Origin of the sequence: Cellulosimicrobium cellulans, assembly GCF_007679345.1 — a bacterium.
Taxonomy (GTDB): Bacteria; Actinomycetota; Actinomycetes; order Actinomycetales; family Cellulomonadaceae; genus Cellulomonas; species Cellulomonas cellulans_A.
The window spans coordinates 307,607-324,199 of sequence record NZ_VEGH01000003.1; the positions used below are offsets into that span (position 1 = coordinate 307,607).

General features: G+C 77.3%; 16 protein-coding genes. 7 read left to right on the top strand and 9 right to left on the bottom strand.

Annotated elements, in window-relative coordinates; all coding sequences use genetic code 11:
- Positions 1 to 41: 41 nt before the first annotated feature.
- The 3 genes from FS882_RS05935 to FS882_RS05950 all read left to right on the top strand — a co-directional run bounded on the left by FS882_RS05935 (position 42) and on the right by FS882_RS05950 (position 3,180).
- Positions 42 to 905 carry a PAC2 family protein gene (locus FS882_RS05935; protein ID WP_158371849.1) on the top strand — a complete coding sequence of 288 codons (864 nt, stop codon included), beginning with the start codon at positions 42 to 44 and terminating at the stop codon, positions 903 to 905.
- 133 nt (positions 906 to 1,038) lie between these two features.
- On the top strand, positions 1,039 to 2,511 hold the full coding sequence (locus FS882_RS05945) for a DUF4232 domain-containing protein (protein ID WP_187365152.1): 1,473 nt from the start codon (positions 1,039 to 1,041) through the stop codon (positions 2,509 to 2,511).
- A gap of 168 nt (positions 2,512 to 2,679) precedes the next feature.
- Positions 2,680 to 3,180, top strand: coding sequence for a hypothetical protein (locus FS882_RS05950; RefSeq protein WP_158371853.1), 501 nt, complete (start codon positions 2,680 to 2,682; stop codon positions 3,178 to 3,180).
- 111 nt (positions 3,181 to 3,291) lie between these two features.
- Here FS882_RS05950 and mshC read toward each other — a convergent pair whose 3' ends face one another.
- A complete protein-coding gene (gene mshC, locus FS882_RS05955) occupies positions 3,292 to 4,554 on the bottom strand; it encodes a cysteine--1-D-myo-inosityl 2-amino-2-deoxy-alpha-D-glucopyranoside ligase (protein WP_158371855.1) in 1,263 nt (420 codons plus the stop codon).
- Positions 4,555 to 4,701: 147 nt separating this feature from the next.
- On the opposite strand from mshC, the gene FS882_RS05960 reads away from it, so the two are divergent.
- Positions 4,702 to 5,691, top strand: coding sequence for a CorA family divalent cation transporter (locus tag FS882_RS05960; RefSeq protein WP_187365153.1), 990 nt, complete (start codon positions 4,702 to 4,704; stop codon positions 5,689 to 5,691).
- Between the two features lie 16 nt (positions 5,692 to 5,707).
- On the opposite strand, the gene FS882_RS05965 is transcribed toward FS882_RS05960, so the two are convergent.
- The gene (locus tag FS882_RS05965) at positions 5,708 to 6,589 is read right to left on the bottom strand and encodes an undecaprenyl-diphosphate phosphatase (protein WP_158371859.1); all 882 of its coding nucleotides are present in this window, start codon (positions 6,587 to 6,589) and stop codon (positions 5,708 to 5,710) included.
- Positions 6,590 to 6,702: 113 nt separating this feature from the next.
- On the opposite strand from FS882_RS05965, the gene FS882_RS05970 reads away from it, so the two are divergent.
- Positions 6,703 to 7,665 (top strand): aldo/keto reductase, encoded by a 963-nt coding sequence (locus FS882_RS05970; protein WP_158371861.1) that lies wholly within the window; start codon positions 6,703 to 6,705, stop codon positions 7,663 to 7,665.
- 48 nt (positions 7,666 to 7,713) lie between these two features.
- On the opposite strand, the gene FS882_RS05975 is transcribed toward FS882_RS05970, so the two are convergent.
- Positions 7,714 to 8,031, bottom strand: coding sequence for a primosomal protein (locus tag FS882_RS05975; protein ID WP_158371863.1), 318 nt, complete (start codon positions 8,029 to 8,031; stop codon positions 7,714 to 7,716).
- Between the two features lie 63 nt (positions 8,032 to 8,094).
- Between FS882_RS05975 and FS882_RS05980 the strand changes: the two genes are divergently transcribed.
- Positions 8,095 to 8,340 (top strand): DUF5703 family protein, encoded by a 246-nt coding sequence (locus tag FS882_RS05980; protein ID WP_158371865.1) that lies wholly within the window; start codon positions 8,095 to 8,097, stop codon positions 8,338 to 8,340.
- Between the two features lie 76 nt (positions 8,341 to 8,416).
- On the opposite strand, the gene FS882_RS05985 is transcribed toward FS882_RS05980, so the two are convergent.
- The 5 genes from FS882_RS05985 to FS882_RS06005 all read right to left on the bottom strand — a co-directional run bounded on the left by FS882_RS05985 (position 8,417) and on the right by FS882_RS06005 (position 15,064).
- Entirely contained in the window at positions 8,417 to 9,766 is a 1,350-nt protein-coding gene (locus tag FS882_RS05985) for a M20/M25/M40 family metallo-hydrolase (protein WP_158371867.1), read from the bottom strand.
- A 74-nt stretch (positions 9,767 to 9,840) separates the two neighbouring features.
- Positions 9,841 to 11,919 carry a M3 family metallopeptidase gene (locus FS882_RS05990; RefSeq protein WP_158371869.1) on the bottom strand — a complete coding sequence of 693 codons (2,079 nt, stop codon included), beginning with the start codon at positions 11,917 to 11,919 and terminating at the stop codon, positions 9,841 to 9,843.
- Positions 11,920 to 11,927: 8 nt separating this feature from the next.
- Positions 11,928 to 12,515 (bottom strand): GNAT family N-acetyltransferase, encoded by a 588-nt coding sequence (locus tag FS882_RS05995; RefSeq protein ID WP_158371871.1) that lies wholly within the window; start codon positions 12,513 to 12,515, stop codon positions 11,928 to 11,930.
- A gap of 60 nt (positions 12,516 to 12,575) precedes the next feature.
- On the bottom strand, positions 12,576 to 13,694 hold the full coding sequence (gene ald / locus FS882_RS06000; protein ID WP_158371873.1) for an alanine dehydrogenase: 1,119 nt from the start codon (positions 13,692 to 13,694) through the stop codon (positions 12,576 to 12,578).
- Positions 13,695 to 14,011: 317 nt separating this feature from the next.
- Positions 14,012 to 15,064, bottom strand: coding sequence for an aminoglycoside phosphotransferase family protein (locus tag FS882_RS06005; RefSeq protein WP_158371875.1), 1,053 nt, complete (start codon positions 15,062 to 15,064; stop codon positions 14,012 to 14,014).
- A gap of 46 nt (positions 15,065 to 15,110) precedes the next feature.
- On the opposite strand from FS882_RS06005, the gene FS882_RS06010 reads away from it, so the two are divergent.
- Positions 15,111 to 15,875 (top strand): fructosamine kinase family protein, encoded by a 765-nt coding sequence (locus FS882_RS06010; protein WP_158371877.1) that lies wholly within the window; start codon positions 15,111 to 15,113, stop codon positions 15,873 to 15,875.
- 298 nt (positions 15,876 to 16,173) lie between these two features.
- On the opposite strand, the gene FS882_RS06015 is transcribed toward FS882_RS06010, so the two are convergent.
- A complete protein-coding gene (locus FS882_RS06015; RefSeq protein ID WP_158371879.1) occupies positions 16,174 to 16,566 on the bottom strand; it encodes a PASTA domain-containing protein in 393 nt (130 codons plus the stop codon).
- Positions 16,567 to 16,593: the final 27 nt, after the last annotated feature.

The window sequence follows — 16,593 nt, forward strand, 5'->3', positions numbered from 1 at the left end:
CGGGTCCGACATCGGGCGCCGCGGGGTCCTACGCTGGCCCGATGACCGAGCAGGCAGACGCACCGGCAGGGCTCCCGGAGCGGGAGACGATCCTCCTGGCGGCCTTCGAGGGCTGGAACGACGCCGGGTCGGCGGCCAGCCAGGCGCTGGAGCACCTGCACGAGGCCTGGGGCGCGGAGCAGGTGGACGAGCTCGACCCCGAGGAGTACCACGACTTCCAGGTGAACCGCCCCGTGGTCGGCGCGGGCGAGGACGGGCGCCGGGAGATCACCTGGCCGACGACGGCGGTCGCGGTCGCCACCACCCCGAACGCGCGCCGCCAGGTGGTGCTGGTGCACGGCATCGAGCCGTCGATGCGCTGGCGCCGGTACTGCGGCGAGCTGCTCGACATCGCCGCGGGCCTGCGCGTGACGACCGTCGTGACGCTGGGCGCGCTGCTGGCCGACGTCCCGCACACCCGCCCGATCCCGGTGACCGCCACGAGCGAGGACGACGCGGTGCGCGAGGCGCTGGACATGGAGCCGAACTCCTACGAGGGGCCGACCGGCATCGTCGGCGTGCTGCAGCACGAGGCGGCCGCCCGCGGGCTGCGCACGGTGTCGCTGTGGGCCGCGGTGCCGCACTACGTGGCGCACCCGCCGTCGCCCAAGGCCACCCTCGCGCTGCTGCACCGGATCGAGGCGCTGACCGGCGAGCCGATCCCGCTGGGCGACCTGCCCGAGGACGCCGCGGCGTGGCAGGACGGCGTGGACGAGCTCGCGAGCGAGGACTCCGAGATCGCGGAGTACGTGCGCCAGCTCGAGGAGGCGAAGGACACCGCGGAGCTGCCGGAGGCGTCCGGTGAGGCGATCGCGCAGGAGTTCGAGCGGTACCTGCGGCGCCGCGACAAGGGCACCGGGGGCTGATCCGCCCCCCGGCGCCCGGAGGGCCCGCGCAGCCCGGCGCTCCTGCGCGGCTGCTGTGCAGGTCCCGCGCGCATGCCCGGTCGGGGCGGTGAACCACCCCCCGACGGGGCGACGCGCGGCTAGCGTCCGCAGCATGCCCCGCCGCACGCCGTCGCCCGCGCCGCTACCGCGACCTCGCCAGGCCGCCGCGACCGGTCGGCGCCTCGCCAGGTCCACCGCCGCCCGGTCCACCGCCGCCCGGTCCGCCGCCGCCCGGTCCGCCGCCGCCCGGTCCACCGCCGCCCTGCTGCTCGCCGTGGCGGTGCTCGCCGGGTGCGACGCGCCCGGCGCACCGGCCCCGGGCGCGGAGGAGGCCGCCGCGCTGGCCGCGACGCTGGCCGACCTCGACGGGGTGGCCGAGGCGACGGCGGTCGGGTCGGCACCGACCACCGGGGACGAGGGCCGGGCGCGGTCGGCGGTGGACGTGCGGGTCGACGTCCGCACGGCGGCGGCGGACGCGGCGGAGTTCGGGGCGGTCGCGACGGCGGTCTCGTCCGAGCTGCCCGCGACGCGACGGGTCGTCGCCCGCATCTGGCAGGAGGAGCGCCCGGGGGTGCCCGCCCTCGCGGTGGAGATCACCGGGGCCGGCGACCGCGGCGCGCGCACGGTGGGCCTCGCGGCCGAGGTGGCCGTGGTCCCCGGGGTGACGGGGCTGCAGGTCCGGGCGGACGTCGTCAGCGCCTCGGTGGCCGAGGCCGCCTCTTTCCCCGCGCTCGCCGCGGCGGTCCGCCCCGCCCGTGTCCCGACCGCTCTGCTGACGGCCGCCGACGCGCGCGTCAGCACGTCCGTGGCGCCGCGCCTGCTCGACCCCCGGCTCGCCGGGCTCGTCGCCCGGGTGGACCGGTGGCCCGGGGTCACGTCCCAGTTCGTCGAGTCCCAGGGCACCGACGAGGCGTGGCTGCGGGTGCAGGTCGAGGGCGACGACACCGTCGAGGAGCTGACCGCCGCGCTCACCGGTGCCGCGTGGCCGCCGGACGGACCGGTCGTGCACGCGGTGGTGTCGTCGTCGTTCCGGTCGGCGGCCGGCGTCGTCGGCCGCCCCGACCCGCCGGCCCCGGACCCCGCCGCGGCCGACGGCTCGCCCGCCGGCGGCGCGACCTCGCCCTGGCCCGACGACCCGGCCGCCCCGGCCTGCGCCGGTGCGGACCTCGACGTCACGCTCGGCGGGTCCGACGCCGCGCTCGGCCACCGCTACCTGCTGCTCACCGCCACCAACACCTCGGCGGCGCCGTGCGCGGTGCAGGGCCGGCCGGACATCACGTTCGTCCGGGCCTCGGGCACGCCGGTGCCCGACGTGGAGACGGGCACCCCGACCGGCACGCCGGACCCCGCGCGGTACGTCGTCCCGCCCGGCGGGGCGCTGCACGCCCCGCTGAGCTGGCTCGCCATGTCCACCGCCCTCGACCCCGACGTCACGGAAGTCCTGCGGGTCACGGCGGTCCCGGGCGCCGAGCCGGACGAGGTGCCGGTCGACCGGGGCGGCCTGGACATCCTGGCGGGCGCCGCGGTGGAGATCGGCGCCTGGGAGCCGGCGCCCGCGGACTGGACGACCGAGGGGACGGGCTAGCTGGCACTGACCCGCGGCGCGTGCGCGCCCGCGAGGCCCGCGACGCCCGGCCCACGGGCCCCGGCCCAGCACCGCCGGGGCCCGGCCCCGGTCGCCGGCGCAGCACCGCCGGACCGCCTCGCGCCGGAACCGCCCCGCGGAGCGCGTCGCCCCCGCTAGCATCCGCGCATGCGAGCGAGACGGTGGGCCGTGCTGTCCACGACGGTGCTGGGTGCGGCGCTCCTGGGTGCCTGCGGCGCCGCGGGCGGGGGCGACGCCGGCGAGGCCGCGGGCCGTGCGGCCGGCCCGGCGGCCCAGCCACCCTCGCCGGCTCCCCCGGTGGACGAGGCCGCCGACGACGCCGCCGCCTGCACGGCCTTCGGCGACGTGCTCACGATCATCGAGAACGCCGACCTCGGCCTCGCGGAGGGCCGGATGGCCGCGCAGGAGCAGCGCGGCTGGTACGAGCTGGCGACGCGCGTGCTCGACCGCCTGCCGTCCGACGCCGGCACCGCGGTGCAGACCGCGGTCGGCGCGCTGCAGGCGGCCGCGCCGGCCGTCCCCGCCGGGGCGTTCGCGGAGTCGACGGGCGTGCGCTCGCCCGCGTGGTCGGCGGCCGAGGTCGACCTCGCCGCCGCGTGCGAGGAGGTCGGCTCGCCGCTGGCGATCCAGGCCTTCACCGGCGGCTGACGCGGCCGCGCGGCGTCGCACGGCGCGGACGGTCGCACGGCGCGGACGCCGACCGGGCGACCCGCCGGGCCCGGACCGCGCGGCACGGCACGGCGCGGCGCCCCGTGGACGCTAGAGCCGCACGCCCAGCAGCGCGTTGACGGCGCGGGCGACGACGCCCGGCGCGCCCTCCTCGACCTCGGCCGCGGGGCCACCGGCCAGCGACGCGTCGGCCCAGGCGTCCACGGCGCGGAGCGCGCGGGGGGCGTCGAGGTCGTCGGCCAGGGCGGCCCGCACCTCGGCCAGCACCCCGGCCGACGCCGGCCCGCCGTTGCCGGACACCGCGGAGCGCCACCGGTCGAGCCGGGCCTGCGCGGCGTGCAGGACCTCGTCGGTCCACTCCCAGTCCGCCGCGTAGTGGTGGTCGAGGATGGCGAGCCGGACGGCCATCGCGTCGACCCCGTCGGCCCGCAGCTGGGACACGAGCACGAGGTTGCCGAGCGACTTGCTCATCTTCTGCCCGTGCAGCCCGACCATGCCGGTGTGCACGTGGGTGCGGGCGCCCTCACCGGCGTCGAGCAGCCGGGCGTGCGACGTGCTCATCTCGTGGTGCGGGAACCGCAGGTCGGAGCCGCCGCCCTGGACGTCGAACGGCAGGCCGATCCCGTCGCGGGCGATGACGGCGCACTCGATGTGCCAGCCCGGGCGGCCGGGGCCGAGGCCGTTGCCGTCCCAGGACGGCTCACCGGGCCGCGCGGACCGCCAGAGCAGCGGGTCGAGGGGGTCGCGCTTGCCGGGCCGGGCCGGGTCGCCACCGCGCTCGCCGAACAGCGCGAGCATCTCCGCGCGGTCGAGCCGGGCCACCTGCCCGAACGCCGGGTCGGCGGACAGGTCGGCGTAGACGTCGCCGGCGCCCTCGCCGCTCGCGTCGGGCGCGCCGACGACGTACGCGGTGCCCGCGGCCAGCATGGCCTCGACGGCGCGCACGACGTCGGGGACGGCCTCGACGGCGCCGGTGTAGACGTCCGGCGGCACGACACCGAGCGCCGTCATGTCCTCGAGGTACAGCGCGGTCTGGTCCGCCGCGAGCTCGCGCCAGTCGACGCCCGTGGCCTCGGCGCGCTCGAGCAGCGGGTCGTCGACGTCGGTCACGTTGGACGCGTGCCGGACGCGCTTGCCCTCGTCGAGCCACCCCCGGACGAGGAGGTCGAACGCGACGTACGTCGCCGCGTGGCCCATGTGGGTGGCGTCGTAGGGCGTGATGCCGCAGACGTACACCGTGGCGTCGGGGCCGGGGGCCGCGACGACGAGCTCGCCGGTGGAGGTGTCGCGGACGCGGACCGGGCCTCCCTGGCCGGGGAGCTGCGGGATCTGCGGGGCGGGCCAGGTGAGCACGGCGTCGAGCGTACCGGCCGCCACGGGAGCGGGGCCCGCGCGCGGCCCGGGGGTGACGGACGCCACCGCTCCCCCGTCCGGGTCGCCGGCGGGCGGTGGCGGCGCGTCGGACGCCCGGCGGGCACCCGGCCCCGGGACAATGCCCGCGTGGAGAGAGCGTGGGTGCACCAGGGCGGCGGCTGGGCCGAGACGGACCCCGACGGGCTGCTGGCCCTGCTGGCGGCGCCCGAGCCGCCGGTCGCGTGGGTGCACGTCGACTCGCTCGACCTGCTGGCCGACGCGGCGCGGCAGGCGGGGGTCCCGGAGTCGGTGGTGCACCGCGCGGTCGCCGACCACGGGCCCGCCGCGCCGGGCGACCCCCGGCGGCCGCAGCTCCGCCGGCTCCCCGGCGGCGGCCGGTACCTGGTGAGCCCGACGCTGGCCTACGACGGCCGCACCCGGGACGTCACGACCGGCGTCTGGGCCGCGCTCGAGGTCGAGGGCGTCACGATCACCGCCGAGGAGGGCCCGGGCGGCCTGCTCGGCGAGGTCCGGGACCACCTGGCGGAGGGCGACCACCTGCCGCAGGACCGCGAGAGCCACGTGTTCGCCGCGGTGCTCATGGCCCTCGTGCGGCGCGCCGGGGACGTCGAGATGGGGATCGGCGAGGCGGTCGCCGACGTCGAGCAGCTGGTGTTCAGCCCGCAGGCCGACGACCCGGCCGAGGTGGTCTACGACCTCAAGCGCGAGATCGGCGAGGCCCGGCGGGCCCTGGTGCCGCTGCTGTCGGCCTTCCCCGACCTGGTCGCCGAGCAGGAGGACGCGCAGCGGGAGACCCGCACCATGCGCTGGCTGCGCCGGCTCGACACCGTGCTGACCAAGATCGACCGGCACCTCGACGCCCACGACGCCCTCCTGGGCGACATGCTGTCCGTCCACCTGTCCCGGGTGTCGGTCCGGCAGAACGAGGACATGCGGAAGATCTCCGCGTGGGCCGCCATCATCGCCGTGCCGACGCTGATCGCCGGGATCTACGGGATGAACTTCGACCACATGCCGGAGCTGCACTGGCTGCTCGGCTACCCGCTGTCCGTCGTGCTGATGGGGGCCGCCGCCGGCCTGCTGTTCCGGCTGTTCAAGCGGTCCGGCTGGCTGTAGCGCGCGGACCCCGGCGTCAGGCCCCGGCCAGCGGGTCCAGCACCCCGGTGAGCAGCAGCAGCGCGACGACCACCGCGAGCCCGATCCGGTAGACCACGAACGGCCGGTAGGAGTACGTCGACACGATCTTCAGGAACCCGATGATCACGACGTACCCGACGACGAACGCGATGACCGTCGCGACCAGGGTGACCCCGATGCCGGGCACACCCGCCTCGCCGAACGAGCCGGCGCTCTTGCCGAGCTGGTAGAAGCCGGAGCCGAGGACGGCGGGGATCGCGAGCAGGAACGAGTACCGCGCGGCCGCCGTGCGGCTGTAGCCCATGAGCCGGCCCGCCGTGATCGTGCCGCCGGAGCGGGACACGCCCGGGACCAGCGCCATCGCCTGCGCGAGCCCGAAGTACACCGCGTGCCGCGGCGTGAGGTCGGTCAGCTCGCGGTCGCTGCTGCTGCGCCGGTCCGCCCAGTCGAGCACCAGCGCGAACACGGTGAGCGTGAGCACGATCAGCCACAGGTTCCGGAACGGCGCCTCGATCGCGTCCTGGAACAGCAGGCCGAGCAGCACGATCGGCACCGAGCCGAGCGCGATGAACCAGGCCATCTGCGCGTCGCGGTCCGGGGTGCCGCCAGTGGGGGCGCCCATCCGGGACCGCCAGTCGCTGCCGAGGTCCCCGCGCACCGCGCGCCACCAGTGCGCGCAGATCCGCGCGATGTCCCGCCGGAAGTACAGCAGCACGGCCGTCTCGGTGCCGATCTGCGTGATCGCCGTGAAGGCGGCGCCCGGGTCGCCGGACCCGATGAGCTCGCCGACGATGCGCAGGTGCGCGCTCGACGACACCGGCAGGAACTCGGTCAAGCCCTGGACGAGGCCGAGGACGATCGCCTCCCACACGCTCATGCGTCGGGGCCGATCCGGGACGGGGTGCTCAGGTGCGCTGCCACGAGGCGCCACGATAGCCGCTGGTCACCCGCGTGCCCGTGACCACCCGCGGGCACGGATACCCTCACGGCATGGAACAGCGCCAGCTCGGACGGACCGGCCTGCGGGTCTCGCACCTCGGACTCGGGACGCTGACCTGGAGCAGGGACACCGACGAGCACGACGCCGCGGAGCAGCTGCGCGACTTCGCCGAGGCCGGCGGGACCCTCGTCGACACCTCCGCGTCCTACGCCGACGGCGGCGCCGAGGAGCTGCTGGGGTCGCTGCTCGGGCGGGTCGTCCCCCGCGACGAGGTCGTGCTCTGCACCAAGGCGGGGGTGCGGCGCACCCCGGACGGCGGCGTGGTCGACGCCTCGCGCGGCGCGCTGCTGGACGGGCTGGACGCCTCGCTGCGCCGGCTCGGCACCGACCACGTGGACCTGTTCCTCGTGCAGACCCCCGACCCGCGCACGCCGCTCGCCGAGACCGTGAGCGCGCTGCGGCGGGCGGTCGACTCGGGCCGCGCCCGGTACGTCGGGCTGTCCAACCACGCGGGCTGGCAGGTGGCGCGCGCCGCGACCCTCCTCGGCGAGGACCCCGGGCTGGCCGCGGTCGAGGCGGAGTACTCGCTGCTCCAGCGCGGGATCGAGCGGGAGGTGCTGCCCGCGGCGGCGGACCTCGGCGTCGGCGTGCTCGCCTGGTCGCCGCTGGGCCGCGGCGTGCTGACCGGCAAGTACCGGCGCACCGTGCCCGCCGACTCCCGCGCCGCGTCCCCGCACCTCGCGGGGTTCGTCGAGCCCTACCTCGGCTCGGTCGCCGCGGCGGTCGTCGAGGCGGTCGTGATCGCCGCGGACGGTCTCGGCCGTGCGCCGCTCGAGGTCGCCCTCGCCTGGCTGCGGGTGCGCGCTCAGGTCGCCTCGGCGGTGGTGGGCGCGCGGACGCCCGCCCAGCTCCGCGCGTCGCTCGCGGCGGAGGACGTGGAGCTGCCCGCGGAGATCCTGCGGGCCCTGGACGAGGTCAGCGCGCCCGCGACGGGGTACCCCGAGCGCCGCTGAGCCGCCGCCCGCACGGGCCGGGACGCGGCACGACGGGGGCGCGCGGCGTCAGCGGCTCAGCGCGCCGTCGTCCTCGTCGTCGTCCTCGTACGACTCCTCGGGCAGGTCGTCCGCGTCGTACTCGTCGTCCTGCTCGTCGTCCTCGTGCTCGTCGTCGTCCTCGTCGTCCTCGGCGAGGTAGAACGGCGTGGCCTCGCCGTGCACGGTCCCGAGCGCGTCGTCGTACACCTCGAACGCGTCCGCCAGCACGTCGTACGCGTCGTCCACGGCGGGGTCGTCCTCACCCCTCCGGGTCGACACGGCGGTGTAGTGCGCCTCGAGCGCTGCGATGAGACGGTCCAGTGCCGCGCGCGGGTCGATAGCCATGCGATGACCGTAGCGCCGCACCAGGCACAATGGCACCACGACCCGATCGACAAGGCGGTGGGCATGGCAGGCACGACGCGCTCGGGACGCCCGGGCGGCCCGGAGCAGGCGCGGCAGTACGAGTACCGCGTCCTCACGATCCCCCGGACGACCAGCCGCGGTGACGCCCGCCGGCTGCTCACGGAGCAGGCGGAGTACGGCCGGTGGGAGCTGGCCCGCACCCTCCTCTACGCGGGCGGCGAGCGGAAGGTGTGGCTGCGGCGCCGGATCATCCGGGTCCGGTCCACGCTCGGCGCGCTGGACGACTGACCCCGGGCCACGCTGGGGGCGGGCGCGCGGTGCCGCCCGGCCCGCCCGCCCCGGGCCGGCCGGGACCGGCGACCGATCAGGCCTCGCGCAGCAGCCCGTCCAGCACGCGGACGCCGAACCGCAGCGAGTCCGCGGGGACGCGCTCGTCGACGCCGTGGAACAGCGCCGTGAAGTCCAGGTCGGCGGGCAGCCGGAGCGGCGCGAAGCCGTACCCGGCGATGCCGAGCCGGGCGAGCGACTTGTTGTCCGTGCCGGCCGACAGCATGTACGGCAGCACGACGGCCTCGGGGTCCTGGGCGCGCAGCACGTCGGTCATCGTGTCGACCAGCGCGCCCGTCGCCGGGACCTCCAGGCCGATGTCCAGGTGCTCGGGCTCCACGCGGACGTGCGGTCCGGCCAGCTCACGCACCTTCGCGAGCACGTCCTCGTGGTCGCCGGGCAGCGGCCGGACGTCGACGGTCGCCGTGGCACGACCCGGGATGACGTTCGTCTTGTACCCGGCGTGCAGCTGCGTCGGGTTGGCGAGCGTCCGGATCGACGACCCGACGAACCGCCGGGCCGGACCCAGCGCGCCGATCAGCCGGTCGATCGCCAGCGGGTCGTCCACGTCGAGCGGCAGCCCCGTGAGGTCGGCGACGCCCTCCAGCAGGGCGAGCACGGTCGGGGTGAGCCGGGTGTCCCACTGGTACGCGCCGATCCGGGCGATCGCGCCGGCGAGCTCGGTCACCGCGTTGTCGGGGTTCACCGCCGAGCCGTGGCCCGCGGTGCCGTCCGCGACCAGCCGGAGCCAGGCGATGCCCTTCTCGGCGGTCTGCAGCAGGTAGGCGCGCCGGCCGTGCACGTCGACGGAGAACCCGCCGACCTCGGACACCGCCTCCGTCGCGCCCTCGAACAGGTCCGGGCGGTGGTCGACGAGGTGCCGCGCGCCGAACCTGCCGCCCGCCTCCTCGTCCGCGAACATCGCGACGACGACGTCCCGGGCCGGCCGGCGGCCGTCTCGGACCATCTGGCGGACGACCGCCAGGATCATCGCGTCCATGCCCTTCATGTCCACGGCGCCGCGGCCCCAGACCATGCCGTCGAACTCCTCGCCGGCGAACGGGTCGACCTTCCAGTCCTTCGCCTCGGCCGGGACGACGTCGGTGTGCCCGTGCAGCACCAGCGCGGGCCGGGTGCGGTCGGCACCCTCGAGGCGCACGACGACGTTCGCGCGGCCGGGGACGGACTCGATCAGCTCGGGGGCGAGGCCGACCTCGTGCAGCAGCGTCATGACGTGCTCGGCTGCGGAGCGCTCCCCCGGGCCGGAGCCGTCGCCGTAGTTCGACGTGTCGAACCGGATGAGCTCCTGCGCGATCCGCACGACCTCGCCCTCGGCCGCCGCGGTGTCGTGCTGGCCGGCGGACGGGGTCGCGGGTGCGTCGCTCATGCCCCCACGCTACCGGCCGCACGGGCACGCCGAGGCCGGGGGTCCACGGTGGACCCCCGGCTCCGGCGGGGTGCTCAGGCCGAGGTCAGGCCCCGGCGGGCGAGCAGCGGGGCGATCTCCGGGTCGCGGCCGCGCAGGTCCCGGAACGCGACCATCGGATCCACCGAGCCGCCGCGCGAGAGCAACTTCACCCGGAAGGTATTGCCGTTCTCCCGGCGCAGGCCGCCGTTCTCCTCGAACCACGTCACCGTGTCGGCGTCCAGCACCTCAGACCAGATGTACGAGTAGTAGCCCGCCGAGTACCCGCCGCCGAACACGTGGTTGAAGTACGTCGTGCGGTACCGCGGCGGCACGGGCGCGAACGCGACGCCCGCGGCCGCCAGCGCCGCCGCCTCGAACGGCTCGACCTCCGCGACGTCCGTCGGCACGTCCTCCGGCGCCAGCCGGTACCAGGCCTGGTCGAGGAGGGCGGCGGCCAGGTACTCGGTCGTGGCGAAGCCCTCGCCGTCCTGCCGCGCCGCGATCAGGGTGTCGACCCACTCCTGCGGCATCGGCTCGCCGGTCTCGTGGTGCACGGCGTACGCCCGCAGGACCGACGGCTCCCAGGCCCACATCTCGTTGACCTGCGACGGGTACTCCACGAAGTCCCGCGGCACCTCCGTGCCGGACTGCGACGGGTACCGCACGTCCGAGAACAGCCCGTGCAGCGCGTGCCCGAACTCGTGGAACAGCGTGATGACCTCGTCCCAGGTCAGCAGGGTCGGCTGCCCGGCCGGGGGCTTCGGGATGTTGAGGTTGTTCACCACGACGGGCTGCTCGCCGAGCAGCGTCGACTGGTCGACGAGGTTGTTCATCCACGCGCCACCCCGCTTGGAGTCGCGCGTCCAGAAGTCGCCGAGGAACAGGCCGAGGCCGGAGCCGTCGGCGTCGGTCACCTCGAACACCCGGACGTCCGGGTGGTAGCCGACCAGGTCCGGGCGCTCGGTGAAGGTCAGGCCGTAGAGCTCGCCGGCGGCGCGGAACACGCCGTCGCGCAGCACCCGGTCGAGCTCCAGGTACGGGCGGAGCGAGGAGTCGTCGAGCGAGCGGCGCTCCTTGCGGACCTGCTCGGCGTAGTAGGCCCAGTCCCAGGGCTGCAGCGTGGCGCCCGGGACGTCGCGCTGCAGGGCGGCCTCCAGGTCGGCCGCCTCGGCGCGGGCGTTGGCGACGGCAGCGGGGGCGAGCCGGCCGAGGATGTCGGCGACCGCCTCGGGCGTCTTCGCGGTCGCGTCCTCGGCGATGTAGGCGGCGTGGTGCGGGTAGCCGATCAGGCGCGCGCGCTCGGCCCGCAGCCGCGCGAGCGCCAGCAGGGTGGCGCGGGTGTCGTGCTCGCCCCCGCGGCCGCCCCGGCGCACCGACGCCGTGTGCAGCCGCTCGCGCAGGGCCCGGTCGGCGAGCTGGGCGAGCGCCGGCTGCTGCGTCGGCAGGACCAGGTCGATGAGCCACGCGCCCTCGTGCCCCCGACGGGTGGCGGCCTCGGCGGCGGCCGCCCGGGCGTCCGCGGGCAGGCCGGCCAGCTCGGCCTCGTCGGTCACCAGGACCGCCGAGTCGTTCGTCTCCGCGAGCAGCTGCCGGCCGAACACGGTCTCGAGCCGGGTGATCTCGGCGTTCAGCTCCCGGAGCCGGGCCTGCGCGGCGTCGTCGAGCCGCACGCCCGCGCGGATGAACCGGGTGCGCTGGCGGTGCAGCAGCCAGGCGGTGTCCGGCGCCAGGTCCAGGTCGCCGGCCTCGGCCGCGGCGTGCAGCGCCTCCAGGCGCGCGAACAGCCGTCGGTCCAGGTAGATGGCGTCGCTGTGCGCGGCGAGCAGCGGCGCGATCTCCTCCTCGAGGGCCTCCAGCCCCGGCGTCGAGTCGGAGGAGGACTGGTTGAAGAACACGATGGCGGCGCGGTGCAGCAGCCGGCCGGAGCGCTCGAGCGCGTCGAGGGTGTTCTCGACGGTGGGGGCCTCGGCCGAGGCGGCGACGGCCTCCACCTCCGCCCGCTGCTCCGCCATCCCGGCGAGCAGCGCGGGGCGGAAGTGCTCCTCGCGGATCGCCGCGAAGTCGGGCAGGGCGTAGGGCAGCGGGGACGGGGCGGTGAACGGGTTGTCCGCGGCCGGCGTGGGGGTGCTCATGCGCCTCATCATCCCCCGTTGCCCGAGGCACCCGCCGCTGAGCGGGCGCCGACACGCCGGGGCCGCGGGTCGGTGGCCAGGAGGCTGCCGACCCACTCGTCCCGCCGGACGCCGCGCTGCACGCCGCCGAGCCGCAGCTCCCCCTCGACCCGGAAGCCCGCGCGCTCCGCGACCGCCCGGGAGGGGCCGTTGCCCACGAACGCGCGCCAGGACACCCGGACCAGCTCGAGCCGCCCGAAGGCCGCGTCGAGCACCAGGTCGACCGACCGGGACATGACGCCGCGCCCGCGCGCGGCCGGGGCCAGCCAGTACCCGATCTCGGCGGAGCCCGTGCCCTCCATGCCCAGACCCACCATGCCGAGGAGCGCGTCGTCGGCCGCGTCCCGGACGGCCCAGTTGAGCGAGGACCCGCGGGCCCAGCCGTCGGCGGCGAACGACGAGACGAACGACGCGGCGTCCTCGCGGGTGTACGGGCTCGGGACGGTCGTCCACTCCTGGATCGCCGGGTCCTGGCACAGCGCGTCGATCCGGTCGACGTCGGCGGGGCCGGGCGCGCGCAGCAGGACGACGCCGTCGGTCAGCTCGAAGGTCTCCATCGGCCCACCCTGCCACGGAGGGCGCCTCCCGGTCCCCCCGTTTCCGCCCGTCCCTGCTGGTCAGGCTGCGAGCACCATCCCGGGGTCGGCGACCGGCAGGCCGTGGGCGGCGCCCACCCCCGCGTGGAACAGCCGACCGCCGCGGGTGGCCAGGCCGGCGGCCAGCGCCGGGTCGGCCGCCATCGCCTCGCGCCAGCCGCGCGAGGCGAGCGCCGTCAGGTAGGGCAGCGTCGCGTTGGTGAGCGCCTGCGTCGACGTCACCGGGACCGCCCCGGGCATGTTGGCCACGCAGTAGAACACGGCGTCGTGCACCCGGAACGTCGGGTCGTCGTGGGTCGTCGGGCGGGTGGACTCGAAGCAGCCGCCCTGGTCCACGGCCACGTCGACCAGCACCGAACCCGGCCGCATCGCAGCCACCATGTCGTCGGTGACGAGCTTCGGCGCGCGGGCGCCCGGCACGAGCACCGCGCCCACGACGAGGTCGGCGTCGGCCACCGCCTCCCGCACGGCGTACGCGGACGACGCGAGGGTCCGCACCCGGCCGCCGAACGCGGTGTCCAGCTCGCGCAGCCGCGGCACGGACACGTCGAGCACCGTGACGTCCGCCCGCATCCCGAGCGCGACCTCCGCCGCGTGCTGACCGGCGACGCCGCCCCCGATCACCACGACCCGCCCCGGCGCGACGCCCGGCACGCCGCCGAGCAGCCGCCCCGACCCGCCCGCGCTGCGCATCAGGTGGTACGCCCCGACCTGCGCGGCGAGCCGGCCCGCGACCTCGCTCATCGGGGCGAGCAGCGGCAGCGACCGGTCGGGCAGCTGGACGGTCTCGTAGGCGATCGCGGTGGTGCCGGCGGCGAGCAGGGCGTCGGTCTGCCGGCGGTCGGCGGCGAGGTGCAGGTAGGTGAACAGCACCAGGTCCTCGTGCAGGTGGCCGTACTCCGACGGCACGGGCTCCTTGACCTTGCACACCAGGTCGGCCTCGCCCCAGACGGCGGCGGCCTCGTCGACGACGGTCGCGCCGGCGGCGGCGAACTGCTCGTCGGTGATCGCGGAGCCGCGCCCGGCGCCGGCCTGCACCAGCACCTCGTGCCCGGCGGCGGCGAGCTGGTGCACCCCGGCGGGGGTGATGGCGACGCGGTACTCGTGATTCTTGACCTCGGTGGGGATCCCGACCCTCATCGTCTGCCTCCTGGGCGTCGCGCGGCGTGCGCGCCGGTCGGGCGCGGGGCCGTCCTGCACCGACGGGCCGCCCGGCGGGGTCGCCGCGGTCGCCGGCCCGTCGGGGCCAGGGTAGGCACCCCGCGCCGCCACGGCGCGGGCTGCGCGGTGCCGCGCCCGCCGCGTCCGCGCGTCCCCCACCTTCCGGCGCGACCCACCCGGATCTGCGGTGGCCGGGCCGGACGGCGTCGGCCGGGGCGGGCGTGGGACACGGGCGCCGCGCGGCGGTGCTCGACCGTGCGCCGGCCCCGGTGCCGGAGCGGACCGCGCGCGGGGCGTCAGCCCGCGAGGAGGTCCGCGACCCGCGCCCAGTCGCGCACCCGGGCGAGGTCGCGCGCCGCCCGACGCGCCGCCCGGCCGGCCGCGGTCGGGCGGCCTGCACCGTGGTGCCACGCCCACAGCGCCGACTCGGCGCCGCGGGCGACCGCCCAGCGCGCGGCGCCCGCGGCGTCGAGCCCCGCGCGCTCGGCGACGAGCAGCAGCCGGTCGCGCAGCGTGCGGACCGGGTCGCCGGTGCGCCAGGGGTCGCCGACCTGCTCGAGCAGCGGCCAGACGTCGTAGGCCGGGTCGCCGGTGAGGGCCTTGGGGTCGATCGCGGTCCACACCGCGCCCGCCGCGCCGCGGTCCAGCAGCAGGTTGCCGGGGTTCGCGTCCCCGTGCAGCGTCACCGCCGCGGGCGCTCCCGGGTCGCCCGCCCCCCGCAGCGTCGCGTCCGCCGCCCGCAGCAGCCCCGGGTCGAGCGGCACGCCCGCCCGCGCCGCGCGGCCGGCCCGCTCGGCGGCCAGGTCGGCGAGGCCGCGGGCGACGTCGGCCAACGCGGGCAGGCCCGGGGGCGCCGGTGCGGCGTGCAGCACGCGCAGCACGTCGGCGGCCTCGGTCAGCCGGCGGAGCGCCGGCGTGCGCAGGGCCCGCATCGGGGTCCCGGGCCGGACCCGCGCCAGCAGCAGCGCCCAGTCGCCGTCGTGCGCGTCGACCAGCTCCGGCGCGCCGCGCCCACCCCACGCGCGCAGCACCGCGGCCTCGTCGCGCGCCTCGCCGTGCGGGAACGACACCTTGAGCACCAGGTCCCGCCCGGCGGCGTCGCGTGCGGGCGCGCACCACGAGGCGGAGCCCGACGGGAACGGGTCGCCGAGCACCAGGTCCCAGCGCCGCACGGCGCGGTCGACCAGGCGGGGCAGGCGGGCCAGCCAGGCGGCGCCCTCCGGCGTGCGGCCCGCGCCGGACAGCAGCGCGGGGGGCGGGGCCGGCGTCCCGCGGGCGTCCCCGGCGCGGCGCGCCTCCCCGGGCGCGCGGGTCGCGCTCACCAGGATCGGTTCGGCGTCGGGGGGCACGCGCGCCAGGCTAGCCGGACCCCACACCGCCCCGAGGAGGCCGCGCATGGACACCTACCGCAAGCGCCGCGCCGGCGCGCCACCGGGGTTCTTCGCGTGCGAGGCGGCGGGCCTGCGCTGGCTGCAGGTCCGGGGCGGCGCGCCGGTGGTGGAGGTGCTCGGCGTCGGACCGGACCACCTGGACCTCGTCGCGCTGACCGAGGTGCCGCCGACCCGCCGGGCGGCGCGCGAGCTCGGCCGGGGGCTCGCCGTCACGCACGACGCGGGGGCGCGCCGGTTCGGCAGCCCGCCCGACGGCTGGTCCGGGGACGGGTTCTTCGGGCCGCTCGACCAGCCGCTGCCGATGCCCGCCGGCGACCACGAGCGGTGGGGCGCCTTCCTCGCGGACTGCCGGGTCGAGCCGCTCGCGGCGGCGGCGGAGCGGCGCCGCGCGCTCGGACCCGACGATCTCGCCCTGCTGCACCGCCTCGCGGACCGGCTGCGGGCGGGCGAGTGGGACGACGACGACGCGCCGGCCCGGCTGCACGGCGACCTGTGGTCCGGCAACGTGCTGTGGACGCCGCACGGCGCCACCCTGATCGACCCGGCGGCGCACGGCGGTCACCGGGAGACCGACCTCGCGATGCTCGCGCTGTTCGGCTGCCCGCACCTCGCCGACGTCCTGGACGCCTACCAGGAGGTGCACCCGCTGCGCCGCGGGTGGCAGCACCGGGTCGCGCTGCACCAGGTGTACCCGGTGGGGATGCACGCCGTGCTGTTCGGCGGCGGGTACGCCGCCCAGCTGCGCCGGCTCGCGGCGCCCTACGTCTGACGGGCGCCCGGCCGGCCGGGTCGGTCCGACCCGGCGGCGCGGACGCCCCGAGGGGTCAGCACCTGTACGCCACCGTCCGCCGCGCCCGCTTGTCCTTCTCCCGCGCGACCTGATCCGCCCCGGCCTCGTTGAGGGCCGTCGGTGACGAGCCACCCGTCCCGCGTCCGTCCACCCCTCACGAGGGGCGCGTGCTCCGCGTCCGGGCCGGTCCCTCCGCGGCGGGATGCTGCACCGCCGCGCGGACCGGGAGCTCTGAGTCTCACCCGGTCCAGCGCGGCGGGGCCAGCGTTTATTCCGTTCAGCCCACCGGGTCGGTGGTCATGCGCACGGTGAGGGTGACCTCGGTGCCCTGCTCGACCGAGCCGGACGTGGGGTCCTGGGTCACGACGACCCACTGCGTCGGGTCGTCGATCGCGCGGCCCTGGCCGGACGCGTCGGCGACCTGGACCTCCAGGCCGCGGGCCTCGAGGGTCTCCTGCGCGGTCGTCAGCAGCAGGTTGGTCTGGTCGATGACCTGGACCTCCTTCGCCTCGGCCGACGCGGTGGTGGTGTCGTCGGAGGCGGAGCCCGCCGACGTGCCGCCCTCGGCGGAGGCGCAGGCGGCGAGCAGGGAGACCGTCGCGACGGCGGCGGCGGCCACGCTGAGGGTGCGCGTGGTCCGGCGACCGGCTCGGGCGATGGACGTGTTCATCGGGGGCCCTCCTGGGCTGTTGCGGTG

What these genes read in the sequence shown, in the direction of transcription:
- ald (WP_158371873.1), bottom strand. Translation starts at nt 13,694, where the DNA reads ATGAGGGTCGGGATCCCCACCGAGGTCAAGAATCACGAGTACCGCGTC.
- FS882_RS06010 (WP_158371877.1), top strand. Translation starts at nt 15,111, where the DNA reads ATGGACACCTACCGCAAGCGCCGCGCCGGCGCGCCACCGGGGTTCTTC.
- FS882_RS05985 (WP_158371867.1), bottom strand. Translation starts at nt 9,766, where the DNA reads ATGAGCGACGCACCCGCGACCCCGTCCGCCGGCCAGCACGACACCGCG.
- FS882_RS05950 (WP_158371853.1), top strand. Translation starts at nt 2,680, where the DNA reads ATGCGAGCGAGACGGTGGGCCGTGCTGTCCACGACGGTGCTGGGTGCG.
- FS882_RS05975 (WP_158371863.1), bottom strand. Translation starts at nt 8,031, where the DNA reads ATGGCTATCGACCCGCGCGCGGCACTGGACCGTCTCATCGCAGCGCTC.
- FS882_RS06015 (WP_158371879.1), bottom strand. Translation starts at nt 16,566, where the DNA reads ATGAACACGTCCATCGCCCGAGCCGGTCGCCGGACCACGCGCACCCTC.
- FS882_RS05990 (WP_158371869.1), bottom strand. Translation starts at nt 11,919, where the DNA reads ATGAGCACCCCCACGCCGGCCGCGGACAACCCGTTCACCGCCCCGTCC.
- FS882_RS05995 (WP_158371871.1), bottom strand. Translation starts at nt 12,515, where the DNA reads ATGGAGACCTTCGAGCTGACCGACGGCGTCGTCCTGCTGCGCGCGCCC.
- FS882_RS05935 (WP_158371849.1), top strand. Translation starts at nt 42, where the DNA reads ATGACCGAGCAGGCAGACGCACCGGCAGGGCTCCCGGAGCGGGAGACG.
- FS882_RS05970 (WP_158371861.1), top strand. Translation starts at nt 6,703, where the DNA reads ATGGAACAGCGCCAGCTCGGACGGACCGGCCTGCGGGTCTCGCACCTC.
- FS882_RS05980 (WP_158371865.1), top strand. Translation starts at nt 8,095, where the DNA reads ATGGCAGGCACGACGCGCTCGGGACGCCCGGGCGGCCCGGAGCAGGCG.
- FS882_RS05945 (WP_187365152.1), top strand. Translation starts at nt 1,039, where the DNA reads ATGCCCCGCCGCACGCCGTCGCCCGCGCCGCTACCGCGACCTCGCCAG.
- FS882_RS05965 (WP_158371859.1), bottom strand. Translation starts at nt 6,589, where the DNA reads ATGAGCGTGTGGGAGGCGATCGTCCTCGGCCTCGTCCAGGGCTTGACC.